18 protein-coding genes, 1 tRNA gene and 1 other RNA gene are annotated in these 19,664 nt (G+C 43.9%); 3 read left to right on the top strand and 17 right to left on the bottom strand.

Annotated elements, in window-relative coordinates:
* A partial coding sequence (locus tag JJE29_06345) for a molybdopterin-dependent oxidoreductase (GenBank protein MBK5252235.1) occupies positions 1 to 2,415 on the top strand: 2,415 nt, incomplete at its 5' end.
* A 303-nt stretch (positions 2,416 to 2,718) separates the two neighbouring features.
* Here JJE29_06345 and tkt read toward each other — a convergent pair.
* The gene (gene tkt, locus JJE29_06340) at positions 2,719 to 4,704 is read right to left on the bottom strand and encodes a transketolase (GenBank protein ID MBK5252234.1); all 1,986 of its coding nucleotides are present in this window, start codon (positions 4,702 to 4,704) and stop codon (positions 2,719 to 2,721) included.
* A 237-nt stretch (positions 4,705 to 4,941) separates the two neighbouring features.
* Between tkt and JJE29_06335 the strand changes: the two genes are divergently transcribed.
* The gene (locus JJE29_06335) at positions 4,942 to 6,474 is read left to right on the top strand and encodes a 2,3-bisphosphoglycerate-independent phosphoglycerate mutase (protein ID MBK5252233.1); all 1,533 of its coding nucleotides are present in this window, start codon (positions 4,942 to 4,944) and stop codon (positions 6,472 to 6,474) included.
* Between the two features lie 195 nt (positions 6,475 to 6,669).
* Here JJE29_06335 and JJE29_06330 read toward each other — a convergent pair whose 3' ends face one another.
* The 5 genes from JJE29_06330 to JJE29_06310 form a co-directional block, all read right to left on the bottom strand.
* On the bottom strand, positions 6,670 to 7,305 hold the full coding sequence (locus JJE29_06330; GenBank protein MBK5252232.1) for a histidine phosphatase family protein: 636 nt from the start codon (positions 7,303 to 7,305) through the stop codon (positions 6,670 to 6,672).
* A gap of 107 nt (positions 7,306 to 7,412) precedes the next feature.
* Positions 7,413 to 7,589: a hypothetical protein gene (locus JJE29_06325; protein MBK5252231.1), complete on the bottom strand. Its 177-nt coding sequence runs from the start codon at positions 7,587 to 7,589 to the stop codon at positions 7,413 to 7,415.
* A 721-nt stretch (positions 7,590 to 8,310) separates the two neighbouring features.
* The gene (locus JJE29_06320; protein ID MBK5252230.1) at positions 8,311 to 8,748 is read right to left on the bottom strand and encodes a hypothetical protein; all 438 of its coding nucleotides are present in this window, start codon (positions 8,746 to 8,748) and stop codon (positions 8,311 to 8,313) included.
* Positions 8,748 to 9,434: a thymidylate kinase gene (locus tag JJE29_06315; protein MBK5252229.1), complete on the bottom strand. Its 687-nt coding sequence runs from the start codon at positions 9,432 to 9,434 to the stop codon at positions 8,748 to 8,750. Before JJE29_06315 ends, JJE29_06320 begins: the two co-directional genes overlap by 1 nt.
* Entirely contained in the window at positions 9,431 to 10,888 is a 1,458-nt protein-coding gene (locus JJE29_06310) for an aminotransferase class I/II-fold pyridoxal phosphate-dependent enzyme (protein MBK5252228.1), read from the bottom strand. The genes JJE29_06315 and JJE29_06310 overlap by 4 nt, the downstream gene beginning before the upstream one ends.
* Before the next feature lie 424 nt (positions 10,889 to 11,312).
* Here JJE29_06310 and JJE29_06305 point away from each other — a divergent pair, with 424 nt between their 5' ends.
* Positions 11,313 to 12,494: a pyridoxal phosphate-dependent aminotransferase gene (locus JJE29_06305; protein ID MBK5252227.1), complete on the top strand. Its 1,182-nt coding sequence runs from the start codon at positions 11,313 to 11,315 to the stop codon at positions 12,492 to 12,494.
* Positions 12,495 to 12,582: 88 nt separating this feature from the next.
* Here JJE29_06305 and JJE29_06300 read toward each other — a convergent pair whose 3' ends face one another.
* From JJE29_06300 to JJE29_06250, 11 genes are all read right to left on the bottom strand, one after another.
* Entirely contained in the window at positions 12,583 to 13,203 is a 621-nt protein-coding gene (locus tag JJE29_06300; protein MBK5252226.1) for a 50S ribosomal protein L25, read from the bottom strand.
* A 69-nt stretch (positions 13,204 to 13,272) separates the two neighbouring features.
* Positions 13,273 to 13,878, bottom strand: coding sequence for a recombination protein RecR (gene recR, locus JJE29_06295; protein ID MBK5252225.1), 606 nt, complete (start codon positions 13,876 to 13,878; stop codon positions 13,273 to 13,275).
* Positions 13,879 to 13,890: 12 nt separating this feature from the next.
* Positions 13,891 to 14,226 carry a YbaB/EbfC family nucleoid-associated protein gene (locus JJE29_06290; GenBank protein MBK5252224.1) on the bottom strand — a complete coding sequence of 112 codons (336 nt, stop codon included), beginning with the start codon at positions 14,224 to 14,226 and terminating at the stop codon, positions 13,891 to 13,893.
* Between the two features lie 23 nt (positions 14,227 to 14,249).
* Positions 14,250 to 15,929, bottom strand: a complete 1,680-nt coding sequence (gene dnaX / locus JJE29_06285) for a DNA polymerase III subunit gamma/tau (protein MBK5252223.1) — start codon at positions 15,927 to 15,929, stop codon at positions 14,250 to 14,252.
* Between the two features lie 140 nt (positions 15,930 to 16,069).
* An RNA gene (gene ffs, locus JJE29_06280) (signal recognition particle sRNA large type) lies at positions 16,070 to 16,335 on the bottom strand.
* 112 nt (positions 16,336 to 16,447) lie between these two features.
* Positions 16,448 to 16,705 (bottom strand): DUF2088 domain-containing protein, encoded by a 258-nt coding sequence (locus JJE29_06275; protein ID MBK5252222.1) that lies wholly within the window; start codon positions 16,703 to 16,705, stop codon positions 16,448 to 16,450.
* A gap of 143 nt (positions 16,706 to 16,848) precedes the next feature.
* Positions 16,849 to 16,936, bottom strand: a tRNA-Ser gene (locus tag JJE29_06270).
* Between the two features lie 7 nt (positions 16,937 to 16,943).
* Complete coding sequence (locus JJE29_06265; protein MBK5252221.1) at positions 16,944 to 17,396, bottom strand: nucleoside deaminase; 453 nt, start codon at positions 17,394 to 17,396, stop codon at positions 16,944 to 16,946.
* A gap of 25 nt (positions 17,397 to 17,421) precedes the next feature.
* A complete protein-coding gene (locus JJE29_06260; protein MBK5252220.1) occupies positions 17,422 to 18,183 on the bottom strand; it encodes a hypothetical protein in 762 nt (253 codons plus the stop codon).
* Positions 18,173 to 19,150 carry an HD domain-containing protein gene (locus JJE29_06255; GenBank protein ID MBK5252219.1) on the bottom strand — a complete coding sequence of 326 codons (978 nt, stop codon included), beginning with the start codon at positions 19,148 to 19,150 and terminating at the stop codon, positions 18,173 to 18,175. The genes JJE29_06260 and JJE29_06255 overlap by 11 nt, the downstream gene beginning before the upstream one ends.
* Positions 19,151 to 19,357: 207 nt before the next feature.
* On the bottom strand, positions 19,358 to 19,664 hold a 307-nt coding region (locus JJE29_06250; GenBank protein MBK5252218.1), incomplete at its 5' end, for a 3-methyl-2-oxobutanoate hydroxymethyltransferase.

Below are 19,664 nucleotides of genomic sequence, written 5' to 3'. Positions count from 1 at the left end.
GCAAGCCCGAAAAAAGTCATTGCCGGCGAAAACGGACGCGCAGCTAAGCTAGAGGTTCAAAACATGAAGCTTGGCGAACCCGATGCAAGCGGACGAAGAAGGCCCCTTCCCATAGAGGGAGATATAGACATCATTGATATAGATTCAGTCATATCCGCAATAGGACAGGGTTGCAATCCCGAGGGACTAAATGAACTTTCCCTTACAAAAAAAGGCACAATTTTAGCGGACGAAGCAACCTTCATGACGAATGTAGAAGGAGTGTTCGCAGCAGGAGATGCCACCAACAAGGGTGCCAATATTGCGATTCAAGCAATAGGAGACGCAAAAAAAGCGGTAGATGTCATGGACAGCTACATGAACGGAGCCATGATTCCCTTCAAGGAAAAATATCATGTTGAAAGAGACGATTTGACAGAAAGCGATTTCGCGGACAGGGAAAAAGCTGACCGAGGAACAATGAGCCATCTTTCGCCGGAGACAAGAAAAACAAATGTTGAAGAAATAATGAAAGGCTTCACTCCGGAAGAAGCAGTGAGGGACGCATCGAGATGTCTTGAATGCGGATGCCACGATTTCTTCGAATGCAAGCTTTTCACATATGCAAACGAGTACGATGTGGAACCCGAAAAGTTCATGGGCGAGGTGCATCACAGAGAGCAGAAAGACGAGCATCCGTTCATACTAAAGAATGCGGACAAGTGCATATTATGCGGACAATGCGTAAGGATTTGCGACGAGATAATGGGCATAACAGCTCTTGGTCTTGTAAACAGAGGCTTTGAGACTATCGTCAAACCCACATTGGAGCAGCCTTTAGTATCATCCGGTTGCATCTCTTGTGGACAGTGCGTAAGCGTATGCCCCACCGGTTCGCTTCAGGAAAAACTTCTTATTAATAAATCTGTTCCAGTGCAGGCGGAAATAACTCAGGGCATTTGTTCTTACTGCAGCATGGGTTGCCAACTAGACGTCGAAACCAAGGGAAAAATGCTTTACAGGGTTCTCCCCGTAAATAACAATCCGGTTGATGGAGGCCTGCTCTGCGTAAAAGGCAAGTTCGGTTACGACTATCACAACACGGATAGGACCTTGGCGCCTATGATCAAAATAAATGGCAAGCTTGTTGAGGCAAAATGGAAGGAAGCCCTTCTACTCACAACAGAAGCAATAAAAGACCTTCAATCTCGATACGGCAAGGACGCTTTGGCTCTACTGGTTTCAGACCATATGACAAACGAAGAAATACACACAATAAAAACATTCGCAAAAGACAGTCTTGGAACCGAAAACATAGCTTCCCTTTCAGCAAAGCCAAACGGCCTTAAGGATGTATTCGGCAAAAACGCTTCTCCTTCCACCATGGAAGAAATGTCATCTTCTGATTTGATTCTTTTCATAGGAAGCGACATCTCCGACACCCATACAACAATGGGCGTCAAAATGAGAAAAGCAGCCAAGAATGGTTCAAAACTAGTGCTTATAACGGACAAGCCCACAAGGCTCGACGACTCGGCCGACATGGCCGTTCAGGTCAAAAACGACCTCGCCTTCCTACGTGAGATTGCCCACGCGGTTATGAAGAGAATATCCGCGGCTCCAAGGACAGAAGGCTTTGAAGCTTTCAAGGCATCCCTTGAAACTTGGGCGCCGAGCGATTCCGCTCTCAAAATAGCCGAGTTATACTTCAAAGCAAAGAAACCTGTAATTGTATTCGACGAAGCAAGAACTACCCTCGAAACGGCAAGACTAATAGCCGGACTCGCTGCAGCTAGCGGCCATGTTGGAAAGGCGCGCGAAGGCATACTGGCCCTCAAGCCTGCAAGCAACTCACAGGGTCTTGCTGACCAAGGAATAAGAGACGCTTCTACGATTAAAGCCATGATTGCTTCCGGAACCATAAAAGGGCTTATATCATTCGGCGAGGACCTTTCGGGGCTTGATCTTGAATCCCTTGAATTCATTATGCAAAGCGGATTCAATGCCGAAAACGCACATTCAAAAACCGATGTTTTCCTTCCGGCGAGCGCTTCATTTGAAACATCCGGAAGCTTCACAAACACGGAAAGACGGGTACAGTTCTTCGAAAAGGCTGTAGATTCCAAGACAGGCTACGAAAACTGGCAAGTGGTTTCTGAAATGGCAGCCATGCTGGGTACTCCACTGAGCTTTACAGGCACACTTAACATCTTCGAAAGCCTCCGATTGGCAAATCCCGACTACATTTCCATAAACGGCAGGGGTTTCTGGTCAGACGGAAGTGGCGACAGCCTCTATCTTGAAAAATTCGCTACGGAAAGCGGCAAAGCCATTCTCTTCCCGGCGGAAGACGGAAAGCTTTTCGAGGCATATGAAACCAAGTATGTTTTGGAAAAGGCCTTCGAGGAGTATCTGGAAAAAGAAAGCTTGAAATAAGTAGCAAAAAGCCCGTTCGGGAAATCCGGACGGGCTTTTTTTCGTTTTATGTCTAAAATTTGTTGCTGTTTTCTCTACTTCTTTTTACGGCTCAAAGCTTGCCTGCTCACTGCGCCCTATTGCTGCTTTTCATAGCGCTTTGTCTCTATGCAAAATCTAAAATTCACAAACTCACTTCGTTTCGGGCCAAGGCCAAAGTGAATTTATTTACGATTTAGCCTTATCCAAAGCTTTGAAAACCAAGCATCGAGCGATGTTTCGCAGTCAAGCACCTTCGCCGTTCTAATCACCAAGTGGAAGATTCTACTTATTAATCATTTCTTTTACTTGCTTCACTATATTGTCAGGAGTGAATCCGAATTTCTCCATTAGCACCGAAACCGGTGCAGACGCTCCAAAGCCTTCCATTGCAAGGATTTTACCTTCTTTGCCGACATACTTGTGCCATCCCATAGGGCTGCCCGCCTCGACTGCCATAATAGGAACACCTTCCGGAAAAACGCTTTCTTTGTAGCTTGAAGTCTGTTCTTCAAATACTTCCCAAGAAATAAAGCTTACAACGCGTACATCGATGCCTTCTTTCTTAAGCCTGCTTGCCGACTTAAGAATAAGAGAAACTTCAGAACCGCTCGCAGTCAATATTGCGTCGGGTACATTTTTTTCCTCTTTCTTCAATGTATAGGCTCCCATGTATGCGGCCTTCCCTACACCCTCAAGGAGAGGCAGGTTTTGTCTGGAAAGAATGATGGCCGATGGACCTTCTTTGTATTCAAGTGCCTGAATCCAAGATATTACTGTTTCCTTTGCATCAGCGGGTCTGAAAACCTTGAGACCCGGAATGCATCGCATTGAGGCCAGATGCTCTATTGGCTGATGCGTAGGTCCGTCCTCTCCGACTCCTATGCTGTCATGGGTATAGATGTATATTACGGGCTGCTTCATTAGTGCGGAAAGTCTGACGGCAGGCTTCATGTAATCAAAGAATACCATGAATGTAGACCCGAAAACCCTAAGTCCTCCATGCAATGACATGCCGTTTAAGATTCCGCCCATTGCGTGTTCTCTTATGCCAAAATTGATATTTGCCCCTTCCGGAGAACTTTTTTGAAAATCGCCTTTTCCTATAAGCCTTGTTTTAGTCGATGCATTAAGGTCCGCAGAGCCTCCCATAAAGTTTCCTATGTGCTCAGAAAGCAGGTTAAGAGTTCTACCGCCGCTTACGCGGGTTGCTTCGGAATCTTTTTCAAAAGTCCAGAGGCGCTTGTCATTTTTTGCACCTTGAGGAAGACTCTTATCATGCCATGCCTTCCATTTTTCAGCTTTTTCAGGATATTTTTTTTCGTATTCATCGAAGAGATTGTACCATTCATCTCTTTCTTTTTCTTTTATCGCCCTAAGAATACGCATGTTATTCTCTACATCCTCCGGAACTGTAAATGCCGGATAATCCCAGTTCTCGGACTTGCGCATTTCGGCAATCTCTTCCTCTCCAAGTGGAGAACCATGGACTCCCGATGTGCCGGCCTTGTTAGGGCTTCCGTATCCTATAACGGTTTTTGCCATAACAATTGTGGGCCGCTCCGTTTCTTTTTTAGCGGAATCAATTGCCTCGGCTATTGCATCTGAATCGTTTCCGTCCGAAACCTTTATCACCTGCCATCCGTAGGCTTCGAATCTCTTGCCTGTATCCTCTGTAAATGCTATATCAGTTTTTCCATCTATGGTGATGCCATTGTCGTCATATATGGTTATCAGCTTTCCTAGTCCGAGGTGTCCCGCAAGTGAAGCCGCTTCGGCTGTTACACCCTCCATCATGTCTCCGTCACCGACCAGAACATAGGTAAAATGGTCAACAGGTTTCATGTCGCCTGTATTAAATTCAGCAGCAAGCCTTTTCTCGGCTATAGCCATTCCTACGGCATTTGTGAATCCCTGTCCCAATGGCCCAGTGGTAGTTTCGACACCCGGTGTATGTCCGTATTCGGGATGTCCCGGAGTCTTGCTTCCCCACTGCCTAAAATTCTTCAGATCATCCATTGTCAGATCATATCCGAAAAGATGCAAAAGCGTGTAAAGCAACATAGACCCATGGCCGGCCGACAACACGAAACGATCCCTGTCCGGCCATGCCGGATCCTTGCCTGAACCCTTCAGGAAACGGTTCCACAATGTATAGGCCGCAGCCGCAGCTCCCATAGGTAAACCCGGGTGTCCCGAATTAGCCTTTTGAACACCCTCTGCCGATATGAATCTTATGGTCTTAATTGTTTTTTCTTCTAAATTATTCATTTATTCCCTCCGCATTCATTCCAATTTCCGATTTGTTCTTTTATATTATAACAGAAAACTCTCGTTTTATCGTTGATTTGAAAGCCTTTATGCGCTTATATTAAAGTTTTTTGAAAATAGGTGGAGAAGTAAATGAATTAAAACCCATCCATTACAATTATGTTTAATTTACACGATAAATTCATATTTATGGTACACTCATATTGAAAAGATTTTTATAATCAGGGAGGAAAAACTATGAAAAAGCCCGCCGTTTTAATGATACTCGATGGTTATGGATTAAATAGCAATTCATACGGAAATGCGATTATGAAGGCCAAAAAACCCAACATTGACAGGCTGTCAGAGCAGTGGCCTACATCCAAGCTTAAAGCCAGCGGACCATATGTTGGGCTTCCCGACGGACAGATGGGCAACTCCGAGGTGGGGCACCTAAACATCGGAGCAGGCCGCATAGTATACCAGGAGCTCACCCGTATCACCGGAGAAATAGAAAACGGTAAATTCTACAACAATTTCGCGTTTATGCAATCTGTTTCGAATGCGATGAAGCATGACAGCGCGCTTCACTTATGGGGTCTATTGTCGGACGGCGGCGTCCACAGCCACATCGAACATCTATACGCGCTTTTAAAGCTGGCACGAAATGCCGGTCTCAAGAAGGTCTATGTACACGCCTTTCTCGATGGGCGCGACACGGCTCCCAAAGCCGCCAAGGGTTTCATAAAATCACTCGAGGAGCGAATGGAACGCCTCGGCATAGGAGAAATAGCAACTATTTCAGGCCGCTATTATGCAATGGACCGGGACAACAGATGGGACCGTATACAATTGGCCTATGATGCAATGGCAAACGGCCGTGGAGAAGAATCCGAAAGTGCCTTAAAAGCACTCGAGAGAGCGTATAAGAGAGGCGAGACAGACGAGTTTGTCAAGCCATCTGTAATAGTAAAGGACGGTGCGCCCGTTGCAATTGTAAATAAAAACGATTCCGTCATCATGTTCAATTTTAGGCCCGATAGGGCAAGACAGATAACGCGCGTATTCACAGATAAAAACACAACCTCGTGCAAACGCGAAAGGGGATTAATTCCTCTTCACTATGTTTGCCTGACTCAATACGATCAGACAATGCCAAATGTCAGGGTGGCATACGAACCCCAGTCCCTTGTCAACACGCTCGGCGAATATGTTTCAATAAAGGGCATGAAGCAACTTAGAATAGCAGAAACGGAAAAATATGCCCATGTAACATTCTTCTTCAATGGAGGAAGGGAGGAGCCATTCCCAGGAGAAAAAAGGATTATGGTGCAATCTCCAAGGGTTGCCACATATGATTTAAAGCCGGAAATGAGTGCAAGGGAAGTCTGCGACAAACTCATTTACGAAATTAAAAACGGATCCCACGATTTCATATTGGTAAATTTCGCGAATTCGGACATGGTAGGCCACACAGGTATTTTTGATGCGGCAGTAAAAGCAATTGAAACCGTTGACGAATGCGTAGGAAAGGTATCAGACGCAGTGCTTGAAAAAGGCGGTTTTCTATTCATCACGGCCGATCACGGCAACGCAGATGAAATGCTAGATAAAGATGGAAACGTTATGACTGCACACTCGCTCAATCCCGTTCCGGTAATATTGCTGGGAGCCGGAAAGGATATTAATCTGAGAGAAGGCAAGTTGGCAGACATAGCACCTACCCTTCTTGAGCTAATGGAACTCCAAAAGCCCCGCGAAATGGACGGAGTATCCCTCATAAAAAAATAAACCTTAAATGGCGGACGCCTACTATAAGCGTCCGCCATTTAAGGTTTATTAGATATTTTAAAATTTAAAGACCAGTGCTGCATACGCTCCGATCAAATTTTAAAAAAAACAGAATCGGCATTCCGATTCTAAATATTTTTTTTGGGTCTTGTGGCTAAATACCACCATTGCCGACAATACTCCTCCGGCTCCATACTATACTCCAAAAGAATTCTCATCAGTTTCCTCGTAATGCGAAACATCGCCAAATTTTAAAATTTCATATCCTTCCTCGTTGAACCTTATATGGCTAACACTCGTTGGCCGAATGATTGGCTCATCCCACACCTGATTAATCGTACGGTTCAAGTAATGCCCCATCAAAAGCTTCAGTACGGCCCCGTGTATGACAAGTGCTACCTTTCTGCCTTTGTTTTTCTCGAGGATATTTGAAACCGCATAGACAACACGCTCTTTTGCCTCATTGAAGGTTTCTCCCCCAATAGGTCTGCAGGTTTCGGGAGTAAACCTGAAGGAATCGAAAATTTCAGGGTCTTCTTCCTTGATTTCCATGAATTTGCGACCCTCCCATTCACCAAAATTTATTTCCTTTAATTCATCAAGGCGTATTATATCTATTTCCCTATCGCCTCTGAATATCTTTGCCGTATTGTAAGCCCTGTCGAGTGTGCTTGTGTATATTATGTCTATTTGGCAACCTTTATACGCGTCGGAAAGCCACCCTGCTTGCCTTAAACCCAAAGCAGTCAATGGCGAATCCAGATTGCCTTGAATCCTGTTTTCCAAATTCCACTTGGTTTGTCCATGTCTTATTAGATATAAATCAGTCAAATGAATCATTTCCTTTCTCAAGCTGTCCCTTGACAGCATCTATTTTTTCATCGTTTTCAATTATAAACAACTGCACCCTAGTATCTCTTTTGGGCAACATGACGTTTCTATCTCTTGCCTACACGGTTAACATTTATGAAAGCCAGAAGCGCAAATGCCAATGCGAATCCCGACCCAATGTATCCCCTGTAGGGCTGAAACGAGCTTCCCAGGCGTCCCAATATGCTTGACACCACCGCCAGCACAATCAATCCGATTATGTTCTGTTTCTGTCTTTTATTCATTAAATTTCCTCCCGTATTACGGCTCTTTCCTTTTATTATACACCATAGGTGCACTTTAATTAACCTAAGTGTCATATGCGCTCATCCAATGGGTATATATGGGTGTATGATTAAATAATCAAATCGGCAACAAGCTCGATGCATCCACCGTGGCCTTGGGTCTTGTATGCAGAATGCTTGCAGTGAACGAAAGTCTTTTTAAGGAAATCCTCAACGAAAACTATAATAAGGCGGAGGGACGGGTTGATTGAAGCGTTTGAGTAGGGGCAGTAGAAAGTGGAAAGTGGAAAGTGGAAAGGAAGTACAAAAGATTAAAACTGTAAAGCCCTTAATTTTTCAGACTTACTTTACTGATTAACGACTCAAGACTTACCCAAAGGGGTAAAAAACTACGCATCGCACGATGCCGTTCAATCCAAAACTTCAACTAGCTTTGTAAAGCTTACACTGTAAAAAAAAAGCAACAAAAGAAGCCTGCATTTATGCAGGCTTCTTTTGTTGCTTTTCAAATAAATAGGCTGATAAAATGCCTTTAGTTCAAAACGTCAATATATTTAATATTAGTATTACTCTCAGACTTATGAGAACCTTCTAGTTCGAGGCACCGGTTTAAGAATGCGAGTGGAGCGTATTAATAATACGTGACTGAGCGTTCTTAAATCGAGTAACGAAGAAATTGGAGTTTCTCATATGTCTGAGTCAGGATTCTCATCGGTCTGAATCACATGCGTTTTTTGTATATGGCATCAGCCTTCGCCAATATAAAAAGCTCCCTCTTTTCCATAAGCTTGCCCAGGTATACGCTGATTTCTGTGTTTTCCATGTTGACTATCTCGTTTATGTTGTCGAAGTTATCCAAATTCTCCATTCCGATGAATAGATATGTGGCTGCAATTTCCGCCTGGCACCAGTCGAAAAGTTCATCAGGCGCATCCTCGTATTCATTGATGATTTTCTGATAAACCTCTATGGCGTTCATGTAGTCCTTTACTCCTTTGTACCCAAGAAGGTCAGCAATAGCCTTGAGCGCTGCATAGTAAACCTTCGGTTCCTCATCCTTCGAATCTTCAATAATGCCATTGTAAAGCTCAATCGCATCCCTGTATTGGCGCCTTCCTGTCGTTTCCCTTGCCTCTCCAAAACGCTTTTCCCATTCCATTATTCTTCCTCCCCAACTATTTTTTCTACTAATCCCAATATCTCGCTGTGAATGTCATCTATGCTTCTGACCTTTCCGTTTTCCGCGCAAGGAACGACAATCCATCCCCCGTCCCTTGCAACTTCTATTGCGTTCTCGTATGATTTTTTTAGATAGTCCTTATCCTTTTCGTGTATGTCCTTTTCTTTTTTCCCCGTAATTTTATTGTTTCTATCCTTCATGAGACGCCCGCTTATGTCAGGGGGCATGTCAAGGAATACCACACAGTCCGGAACGGGAAGACCCAGCTTAACGAATTCGAGGTCCCACAGCCATTCCATAAAATCTTTTCTTTTCTTTCCTTCTGAAATTTTAGAGGCCTGATGGACCATGTTTGCGGTCGTATACCTGTCAGCCACAATCCATCCTCCATCCTCGTAGAATTTTTTCCATTCTTTTGTATATGAAGCGAATCTGTCAACGGCATAGAAAAGCGATGCAGTGTACCCATTGACATCATCGGGATTTTCGCCGAATTCCCCTCCCAAATACATCTTCACAAGGCTCGAGGACGGGCTGTCGTAGTTAGGATAGGCAACCTTTCGAACATTCTCATTTTCAAGCTTAAGCGCATCGAACAGTTTCTGCGACTGGGTCGCCTTTCCGCTTGAATCCGTGCCCTCAATGACTATCAGTTTTCCCTTCATTCTTTCCCCACCTCATTTTCGTCAATTATTAATACTTTTTTCCATTCCGAATCATAGGAAGTAGTGGCCTTTTTCTTAGATTCTTCAAGGTCCCTCAAATAACTGATTGTCTCCTTCATAATGCGTTCTCCCGGACAAACCAACGGAATGCCGGGTGGATAAGGCATAAGATATCCCCCCGAAATCATCCCTTCCGCCTCGAGTAGGGGAACCTCTCTTACTGTTTTATAAAAAGCATTACCTGGAAGAATTGCCATTTCAGGTATTCTGTAGCTGTATTCGGATTCCCCAACAGTCATCCTATAAAGCGATTTGTCGCTTGCTATCGATTCCAAGGCCGCCTCAGCCCTTGCAAAATCGTTTTTAGAATTGGCGACCGACGACACGAGCAAGGCGCTGCTGCGCCCGGCCATTTCAACATATATTTCGTACTTTTTCCTTAAAATTTCCTCAACGCAAAATCCCGAGATCCCAATGCGCGAAAAATCCAACAATATCTTGCTTTCATCGAGATCGAATCGGGTCTCCGTTTGCAAGGTTTTTCTTTCCCAAATCTTTATGTCGGTGTTTTTTTTCAGCCCCTCGGCAAACCTTCCGATTTCGCCGAAAAGACGCTCCATCAGAAAACGTCCTTCCTTCTCCATTATTTCCATTGCAGAGTCGATTCCAGCCATTAATAGATACGAAGGACTCGAGCTTTGATACACAGACAGCATTCTCCTCATTCTGCTAATGTTAACACGTTTTGAATTTATGTGCAGCATTGATCCTTGGGTAAAGGCCGGCAAAGTCTTGTGTGTGCTTTGAACAACCACATCGGCACCAAATTTGAGTGGCGAATCCGGAAAAAGTTCTGAAAAACCCAGGTGGGAACCGTGTGCGCTGTCCACCAAAAGAAGTGCGCCTTTTTCATGGACAATTTTTGTTATGGCTTCAATATCGAAGCAAATACCGTCATATGAAGGATATGTTAGAATCACCAAGCTTATTTGCGGATTGGCCTTAAATGCCTCCTCCACCTGCCCGGGCTCAATTGAAAGCTTTCTGCCAGGTGATGCCGAGAATTTCGGTTTGATATATACCGGCTCCAATCCATTTATCGCTATTCCATGAAAAACCGAACGATGGCAATCCCTCTGCAGCAAAACCCTGTCTCCCGGAGTTGCCATGGCTGAAATTGCGGCAAGAATCCCGCCTGTTGTTCCATTTACGAGAAAAAAACTTTCCATGGCGCCGTAGACCTTTGAGGCTCGGCGCTGCGCCTCCAATATCAATCCCTTCGGGTCGTGCAGATTATCCGTTTCAGAAAGTTCTGTAAAATCCAGTTTTCCCATTTCTTTAAAAACGGGGATATCCGAAAAAATACGGCCGTTTTTATGCCCCGGCACATGAAAAGAAACCGGTTCTCTTTTGCCGATTTTAACAAGCCGGTTAAGAATTATATTGTTCCGCATAATAAAACCCTCCCTGATACAATACATTATATTGCATTAAATGTTTCATTGAAAGAGGGCTGGCAATTCCATTTTGAAAAACAAAGGCAATCGCCCCTTTACAAAGAATTTTGGATGATGTAAACTAAATTTATTAGTATAAATATACATTATTGTGCATATTATTAAAGGGATGGTATTCAATGAAAGAATTCCTGAAAGTTAATGACGTTCTCGTTGAAAACAAGCGCAAAACACGAAAGAACTGCGATATGACAAAAGATAGGTTCATGAAAAGTTCTTTTGACTCCGTTTTCAAAAACAGAAAAAAGAATCGATTCTTTTAAATAAGCGCCTGTGTGCAAAGGTTGAATTATATTTGCATTTAAGGGGTAAATGCTCTATAGTAAATTAATATTATCAAAATATTCTGGAGGTCTTATACATGTTGGCAAAGAAATTGAAGTTTATTACACCATCTTACACTCTTGGCATTGCATCAAAGGTGAAAATCCTCAGGGAGTCCGGAGAAAAAATAATCAATCTTAGTATTGGGGAACCGGATTTTTACACGCCCGAAATTGCAAAGGACTGGGCTAAAAAAGCAATGGATGGAAACAAGACAAAGTACGATTCCGTTTCAGGCCTCAAGGAACTGAAACAGGCTATAATTGAGAAATTCGAGAATCAAAACGATTTGTACTATACCGAAAGCGAAATTGTCGTTTCGAGCGGAGCCAAGCATTCCATAACGAATTCACTAATAGCCACTCTTGATCCCGGAGACGAGGTTATGATACCAAAACCATACTGGGTAAGCTACCCTGAAATGGTTAAGCTTACAGGCGGCGTTCCTGTTTTCGTAGACACTCAAAAGGACAACAACTACAAGGTTGCTCCAAAGGATTTGGAAAAAGCATTGACTTCAAAAAGCAAAATGCTTTTCATCACAAATCCGTCAAACCCTAGTGGAGCCGTATATACCAGGGATGAGCTTTTAGCAATAGGGACCTGGTGCGTCGAAAATAATATCTGGATTATGGCTGATGAAATCTACGAGAGAATAACCTTCGACCGTCCTTTTGTCTCCATTGCGTCTTTATCCGAATCTATAAAAAAACTTACCATAACAGTAAATGGAATGTCAAAATCCGCAGCAATGACAGGCTGGAGAATAGGCTATACAGGCTCCACGGAAGAACTTGCAAAGGCTATGAGCGCAATACAGGGCCATCTGGTATCCCATCCCGCAACCATCTCACAGTGGGCAGCCTATGGAGCCATGGCTTTTTGCCAAAGCGAAACCGATAAAATGGTAGAAACATATAAGACCAGAAGAGACATAGCAGTCAAGCTGCTTGAAGACGCAAAGGATATTTTTCTTGTCAAGCCGGAAGGCGCCTTCTATCTTTTCATCGATTTATCCGCATACAAATCCTTCTTCCCTGAAGCAGAAAACTTTTCGGTTGCCTTTTGCGACAAATTGCTCACCGAAAAGAAAATCGCAATTGTTCCCGGAATGGCCTTCGGGATGGACGATTTCGTACGTATAGCATACGCCTGCGACGAAAAAGAACTTGTTGCCGGTCTTGAAGGTATTAAAGACTTCCTTTCCGAATTAAAATAATTCGCAAGAAAGCCCTGGCGCAGTAGTCCGGGCTTTCTTGCGCAACAAAAAATGACCGGGCTTTTCAGCTCGGTCATTTTATTCTTTTCTATGCCTCTTCTTTTTCTTCTATTTCTGCTACTTCTTCTACCTCTTCGGTCTCAACTTCCGCTCTTGTTACAGTAACTAGCGAAACAACTACATCGTCAGGATCTTCAAAGACTTCAATATCCGCATTGCTGTAGATAGGAAGATCCGCAACGGTTATGGCATCTGTATCGTTAAGCAATTTGCAGTCTACTTCGATCGTTTGAATCAAGTACTTAGGCAATGTCTCGATCTCGATTTCTTGAAGCTGCTGCTGAACAACCTTGTTTCCGATTTCAACAGCGCTCCTGTTGAATACATGTACGGGAATTTTTACTTTGATTTTTTCGCCTTCTGTCAGCTCTTGAAAATCAATATGGATTACATTCCTTTTAACGGCATCCCTTTGAAGTTCTTTTATGATTACCAAAATTTCCTCTTCGCCTATTTTGATATTCATGCTTGAACCAGGTGCCATACTATCATTAAAACGCTTAATCTCATTACCAAGAAGCTTAATGGCGCGGTTTTCCGAATGTTTGCCATACACCATGGCAGGGACCATTCCATCGACGCGGAGTTTTTTCAACCCCGTTGTTGAGCCGGTTTCCCTTTTTTCCGCTATAAGAATTATATCTTTCATCTGTCGTGCTCCTTTCATTTAAGTTCTTTTTATAGTATATCAGAAATATAGCCATCTCCAACTTTTTCTTTACAATTCCCTTCTGCCTTCCACCGCCTTTGCCAATGTCACCACATCAGCATATTCCAAATCTCCACCTACGGGAATTCCGTGGGCAATTCTGGTAATTCTTATGCCGGTGTTTTTAAGCAGACGGGCCAGGTACATTGCCGTTGCCTCTCCCTCGATGGTCGGATTGGTCGCCAAAATAATTTCCTTCACCTCTTCGGAATGTTTCTGGAGCCTTACTATAAGCTCTTTTATTTTAATATCCTCAGGGCCTCTGCCTTCCATTGGTGAAATTGATCCGTGAAGCACATGGTACAGACCCGAATACTCCCTGGTTCTTTCCATTGCCGCCACATCCCTGGGAGATTCGACGACGCATATCGTGCCACGATCCCTTCCGGGATGTGAACAGATGTTGCACGGGTCGTTCTCTGTTATGTTGAAACAAACCGAGCAAAAAATTATTTTCTTTTTAGCTTCCACCATGGCCTTTGCCAAACCGTAGACATCCTGCTCCCTAGTCTCCACAAGGTGGAATGCCAGCCGTTGTGCTGTTTTTCTTCCAATGCCCGGAAGCTTTGATAATTCGTCAATCAATCGTGCTATGGGCGCAGCAAACTCTTCCATTGTGACCCCTCTTTAAAAGCCCGGTATGTTCATGCCTCCGGTCAATTTCCCTAATTCCTTTTGTTGGTAGTCTTCGACCGTTCTAACAGCTTCGTTGACAGCAGCGACAATCAAGTCTTGAAGCATTTCCACATCATCCGGATCCACCACATCCGGAGCTATTATCATTTCAAGTATTTCCTTTTTGCCGTTTATACGAATTTTGACAGCTCCGCCTCCCGCCGTCACTTCCATTTCTGCCACATCTATTTCGTCTTGCTTTTTCTGCATGCCCTGCTGCATTTTCTGCGCCTGTTTTAACATTTTGTTCATATCACCGGGCATTCCCGGCATTCTATTCTTAGCCATTTTCCCCTCCATGTTTATTGTCTTCAGTCTTCTATTTCTATGAGTTTTTCAAACCCTTTGAAAACTTCCTTTATTCGGGCCTCTTCTTCGCCCGATTCAACCGCTTCGCCTCGAGATCCCTCCATTATGCACTCAATATTTACATCAAAACCCGTTTCTTCCAGAATAGCATCTTCGATTATCCTTTTGCTTTCGAGTCCGCTAATCTTATTCATATGCACGCTATAGCCCTCTTTAAAAAGCAATATGAGGTTGCCATTTTTTATGTCCTTTGGAACAGCTTCCCTTAAAAATGCGTGTGTTGATCTGTTTTTCACCCTGATTTCGTTTAACACATCGTTCCACTTATCCATCAACTCCGAAAAAATGTTCGTCTCTTCAGACATAGGATCATTCGGTATTTCCCGGGAAATATCTGTTTCGAGTGTCTTACTCGATATCTTTTCGACTATTGCCGCCGGCCTTTTGCCTGAAATAACCTCCGGCTCTTCGATCTTGGGCAGTTCCTGCGGTTCTTTTTTAGCTGCCGGCAAAGCAAGTCCGTGTTTTTTTATTTTCGCCAATTCACTTTCGGCTTTATCAAGCCTTTGCAAAACGGCTTCAAGAGAATTGTCATACTCAGGCCTAAGTAGCCTAAGTATAAGCATTTCCAGCAATATCCTCGGCTGCGGAGCATACTTAATTCTGTATTCATAATCCGAAAGCAGGTCAAGCCCTCGGAGTATGAATGTCATTCCAGCCTTTTTTCTCTGTTTCTTCAGGCGTTCAAGCCGCTCCGGTCCCACGCCCAATATCTTTTCTGCCGATTCCTTTAACCCTGCAATCATGAGGGCTCTCATATACTGCGTAAGGTCTTTGAGAAACTGGTTAGTTTCTTTACCGGCGGAAAAAATTTCTTCAAGTTTTTCGAATGTTCCATCGGCATCCCTGTCTATTACACACTCCATGAATTCGAAAAGAAATCCATCAGCCGAAATTCCTAGAACGCTCTCAACAACATCCTTGGTGACAGCCCCCTCAGAAAAAGCAAGGCATTGGTCAAGAAGACTCAGTGCATCTCGAACGCCTCCATCTGCATTGTGCGCTATCAAGCGTAGAGCCTCTTCCTCAGCATCTATTTTCAAATCTGAAAGAATATACTTGAGCCGCCCCATCAAATCAGACTGCCCCACTCGCCTGAAATCGAATCTTTGACATCTCGATCTTATGGTTTCGGGTATTTTTTCAGGCTCTGTTGTTGCCAATATGAAAACCGTGTGAGCGGGCGGTTCCTCGAGTATTTTAAGCAAGGCGTTGAAAGCGCCCTTTGAAAGCATATGAACCTCGTCGATTATATATACCTTATTCTTTGCTTTGGCCGGCGCATAGCGAGCATTTTCTCTGAGTTCCCGCACATCGTCTACGCTGTTGTTGGAAGCCGCGTCTATTTCGACCACATCCATTATGGCCTCTCCCAGAATCCCTCTGCATACCTCGCATTTATTGCAGGGTTCGCTGCCAAATGGTTCTAGGCAGTTTATTGCCCTTGCCAATATCTTTGCCGTTGAGGTTTTTCCGGTTCCCCTAATGCCGGCAAATAGATATGCGTGGGCTATGCTTCCCTGCCTTATTTGGTTTTTAAGTGTATCAACTATGGATTCCTGGCCTATTACATCCTCAAAGACCATTGGGCGGTACCTTCTGTATAGAGCCGTATACGACATGTAATAAGCCTCCTTGCAATCTATTAAGATTATACAACAAAAACTGCTCCTCTACCACCTGTTGACACTCCTCGCCCAAAAGCGAATTAAAAGAAGCCCGTCAAAAATGACGGGCAATCCTTTTATTATTTAATTAAATGCCGCGCACCTGACTTCGACACAATCCCCCAAGCGTTACTGCAGTAGTTGGCTCCAACCAGGATCCCCTGCGGCACATGAAAGGTCCCGCTTATGGCTGCTTCCTTCCGGACCTGACCAGATTCACAGGTTTTCATTGCGCAGGACCCGATTTTCAACACTACTTGCTGCAGGCAGACCCCAAAAAATATATGCCTAAGACAGGAATTCAATCCTGCTGTAGCGGATTGCAGGTTACAGGGCACCGCTATCTCCCCATCTAGCGCGGCAAACCTCAAATCCATAGTTTCATTATATATTCTAAACTATACGCTGATATAATACAACCTTTATTCCGGGTCCGCAAATCAATCTCTACATCTATTTGCGCCATGCATCAGCTATTTAACAACAATAGGCAACACGATGCTGCTCGGCATTGGCCTCGTTATGTCACTCGTTATTATTGCAACCCTTTCACCTTTTGAGACGATTTCACCAAGCCTCTTGGATTCTATTGGGTTTTCTAAAGCCCGTTTCACTTCCTCTTTTCCCGTCAGCAAATGTTCCGTCTCATTCAGGAGCAGGGTTCTCATATAGTTTTGCGAATTGATTTCAAAATCAATCTTGCCTTTTGCATATTTAAGTTCCACTTTCATAAAAATCATCTCCTATTAAGTCTATTCATATTCCCATATGCTCAATGCAGATATATTTTGTTCCGAAATTTTCCCATATTCCTTTTTCAAAAATCCTACAGAAAGATGCGTTCATCCTTTTGGATGAACGCATCTTTCATTTTTGGCGGAGAGCACGGGACTCGAACCCGCGGGGCCTTACAGCCTTACTCGCTTTCCAGGCGAGCCCCTTAGCCACTCGGTCAACTCTCCACATCATTTATTTCGTTCTAAGCTCCCTGAAAAAACTCTTCATTATTCCGGAGCATTCGTTTTCGAGGATTCCCTTTTCTACCTTCGGAAAATGATGCAATAGTCCGTCCTCAAGAAGATTGTAAACCGAACCGACTCCGCCCGCCTTTGAGTCCATTGCACCTATGAAAACCTCATCTATGCGCGCCTGCAGGATTGCTCCTGCACACATCACACAGGGCTCTATAGTAACATAGATCTGCGACTCTGTCAATCTCCATCCCCCGAGTTTTTCGGCGGCCCTGCCTATTGCAATTATCTCGGCATGGGCAAGCGGGCTCTTGCCTGTTTCTCTCAGGTTATGCCCTCTGGCTATTATTTCATTTCGTCTAACGATAACAGCCCCGACAGGCACTTCTCCCTTTTGATAGGCCTTTCGCGCCTCCTTCAATGCTTCAAGCATGTATCCACTTTTATCCATCTGCTCACCTTCGTTGCCTTTCCGTTTATTCTCCGGAAAGTGCTTCCGCAAGATTCTTTGATGCCTCGTAGAACAGTGTAGTATCCATGCCTACCGCAATGAGATTGAACCCTTTTTCTTTAAATTTCAATGCCTGCTCTGTATTTGGAGCAAAGATGCCCGAATATTTTCCGTATTTTTCGCATACTGATATTATTCGGTCAAGAGCATTTTCTATGCGCTCATGGCCTACCTCCCCCGGGATTCCAAGGGATTGAGAGAGATCAAATGGCCCAACAAACGCCATATCTACACCAGGACACCCTATGATTGCGTCGAGATTGTCAAGCGCCTCCTGGCTTTCTATTTGCACCGAAACCAGCGTCTCGCCGTTGGCTTCTTTAAAGTATTCAAGTATGCTTTTGCTGCCAAAGTCCGAGGATCTTGGAAGCGCAACTCCTCTGACTCCGGAGGGATAGTATCTCGACCATTTTGCAATTGCTCCGGCTTCATCCGCATTTGAAACCTGCGGAACCACTATGCCGCAAACACCTGTATCAAGCGCCCTAAGCACATCGGTTCTGCTGCCGCTTGTGGCTCTTGCCAGTGCAGTAAGACCTCTTAGCTCGGCCGCCCTAGTAAGGTTCTGCACAGTCTCGAATGTAAACGGACCGTGCTCCATGTCTAAAATAACAAAATCAAGTCCTGCAAGCCCCATTATTTCGATAGCCTCAGGAGAATTGAAATTGCAAAACATGCCAAAAACCGACTCTTTCCTTTTCATCTTCTCAAGAACTTTATTTTTCATTATTATCTCCTCCATTCTTAACTGTTCTTTTGTAAATCTGCCTATTGTCAAGGGTCCAGACCCTTTCGGTGAACTCTCCATCTTCAGTCTTGTCAAGATTATTGAAGAAGTCATACATCCTTGCATCTATCATGTCCAAATAGTGCAAAAGCTCCGCCTCCGGTATCATTGGCTTTCTTGGGCTTCCGAATTCCGGCTCATAGTGGTGCGAAAGAACCATGTGCTTCAAAAGCAGAACCGTTTCCTTTGGTGTATCAAGAATTTCGCCGGCCTTTTCGATATCCGTTATTCCCTGTATTATGTGACCAAGCAACTTTCCTTCTCTTGTATAATCTGATACTATGCCCATTTCATCGGATTCCATCTCAACGGTCTTTGCCAGGTCATGCACGATTACGCCTGCATAAAGCAGATCTTTGTCTATCCTTTCATACACCGAGGCAACCTTTTCTCCAACCCTCAGCATTGTAAGCGTATGATACAAAAGTCCACACCTTATAGCGTGGTGGTTGCTTTTAGCTGCCGGATAGTAAGAAAGCTTGTCTTTGGCTTTCTCGAGTAGATATCCCGCCAATCTCTTGATATCTTGATCAACTATGCCTTCAAGGTATGAAACAACCTCCCCATACATGCTTTCAAAGCTTTCGGGAGCACTTTGCACGAAATCCTCCATGTCGATTCCGTCTTCTTCGGTTGCCTTTCTGATTTTTTTTATAGTAAACTGAAGGCTTCCCTTCCACAGAGAAAGGTCACCTCTCGCCTTCACAAGGCTTCCTGAACCAAACTGGCTCTCGGCGCTCTCGGAAGCGTCCCAAATTTTCGCATTGATTTCACCGGTCTTGTCTGAAAGTTTCAGATCTGCAAAAAAACTGCCGTTTTTTGCCTTTCTGACCGATATCGATTTTATAATGTAAAAACCCTGCACCATCCCTGGAGTTTCCATCTCTGAAATCTTATATTCCTTCATCAAACCACCCTTTTTTTATGCCTAACACTATCCTAACACAAGTCAAAGCTATATGAAATCCATCATGGCTTTATTTTACAAAAGACGGTCTCCGTTTGTTTTCAAGTACAAAAAAAAGACCTCCAAATAGATAATCTAATTCAAATTAATCAGACTGTCTACTTTGAAGGTATGATATCCTTTCGCTCAATACCAAATCTTTTTATATTACTTGAATTCCGCAAATAGCTTTTCGAAATCCTCTTTGCTGTCTTTGATATGATACACATGCTTATCTTCCGGGAACTTAGATTCTTTAACGTCCGAAACATATTCCTTCATAGCGTTTATCATAACCTCTGCAACGTTTGCATATTTCTTTGCAAACTTAGGAGTGAAGGCTTGGAACATTCCTAACATATCTCCGCATACTAGGACCTGCCCATCACAAGGCTCTCCAGCCCCTATGCCATATACGGGTATAGTAAGTGTCTCAGCAATGAATTTTGTTAACTCTGGGGGAATTCCTTCAAGT

This window comes from Peptostreptococcaceae bacterium, assembly GCA_016649995.1.
GTDB lineage: Bacteria > Bacillota > Clostridia > Peptostreptococcales > BM714 > BM714.
This window is presented reverse-complemented; position numbering and strand designations above follow the sequence as displayed.

What these genes read in the sequence shown, in the direction of transcription:
- JJE29_06335 (MBK5252233.1), top strand. Translation starts at nt 4,942, where the DNA reads ATGAAAAAGCCCGCCGTTTTAATGATACTCGATGGTTATGGATTAAAT.
- recR (MBK5252225.1), bottom strand. Translation starts at nt 13,878, where the DNA reads ATGGAAGAGTTTGCTGCGCCCATAGCACGATTGATTGACGAATTATCA.
- dnaX (MBK5252223.1), bottom strand. Translation starts at nt 15,929, where the DNA reads ATGTCGTATACGGCTCTATACAGAAGGTACCGCCCAATGGTCTTTGAG.
- JJE29_06325 (MBK5252231.1), bottom strand. Translation starts at nt 7,589, where the DNA reads ATGAATAAAAGACAGAAACAGAACATAATCGGATTGATTGTGCTGGCG.
- JJE29_06260 (MBK5252220.1), bottom strand. Translation starts at nt 18,183, where the DNA reads ATGAAAAATAAAGTTCTTGAGAAGATGAAAAGGAAAGAGTCGGTTTTT.
- JJE29_06315 (MBK5252229.1), bottom strand. Translation starts at nt 9,434, where the DNA reads ATGAAGGGAAAACTGATAGTCATTGAGGGCACGGATTCAAGCGGAAAG.
- JJE29_06290 (MBK5252224.1), bottom strand. Translation starts at nt 14,226, where the DNA reads ATGGCTAAGAATAGAATGCCGGGAATGCCCGGTGATATGAACAAAATG.
- tkt (MBK5252234.1), bottom strand. Translation starts at nt 4,704, where the DNA reads ATGAATAATTTAGAAGAAAAAACAATTAAGACCATAAGATTCATATCG.
- JJE29_06310 (MBK5252228.1), bottom strand. Translation starts at nt 10,888, where the DNA reads ATGCGGAACAATATAATTCTTAACCGGCTTGTTAAAATCGGCAAAAGA.
- JJE29_06320 (MBK5252230.1), bottom strand. Translation starts at nt 8,748, where the DNA reads ATGGAATGGGAAAAGCGTTTTGGAGAGGCAAGGGAAACGACAGGAAGG.
- JJE29_06265 (MBK5252221.1), bottom strand. Translation starts at nt 17,396, where the DNA reads ATGGATAAAAGTGGATACATGCTTGAAGCATTGAAGGAGGCGCGAAAG.
- JJE29_06305 (MBK5252227.1), top strand. Translation starts at nt 11,313, where the DNA reads ATGTTGGCAAAGAAATTGAAGTTTATTACACCATCTTACACTCTTGGC.
- JJE29_06255 (MBK5252219.1), bottom strand. Translation starts at nt 19,150, where the DNA reads ATGAAGGAATATAAGATTTCAGAGATGGAAACTCCAGGGATGGTGCAG.
- JJE29_06275 (MBK5252222.1), bottom strand. Translation starts at nt 16,705, where the DNA reads ATGAAAGTGGAACTTAAATATGCAAAAGGCAAGATTGATTTTGAAATC.
- JJE29_06300 (MBK5252226.1), bottom strand. Translation starts at nt 13,203, where the DNA reads ATGAAAGATATAATTCTTATAGCGGAAAAAAGGGAAACCGGCTCAACA.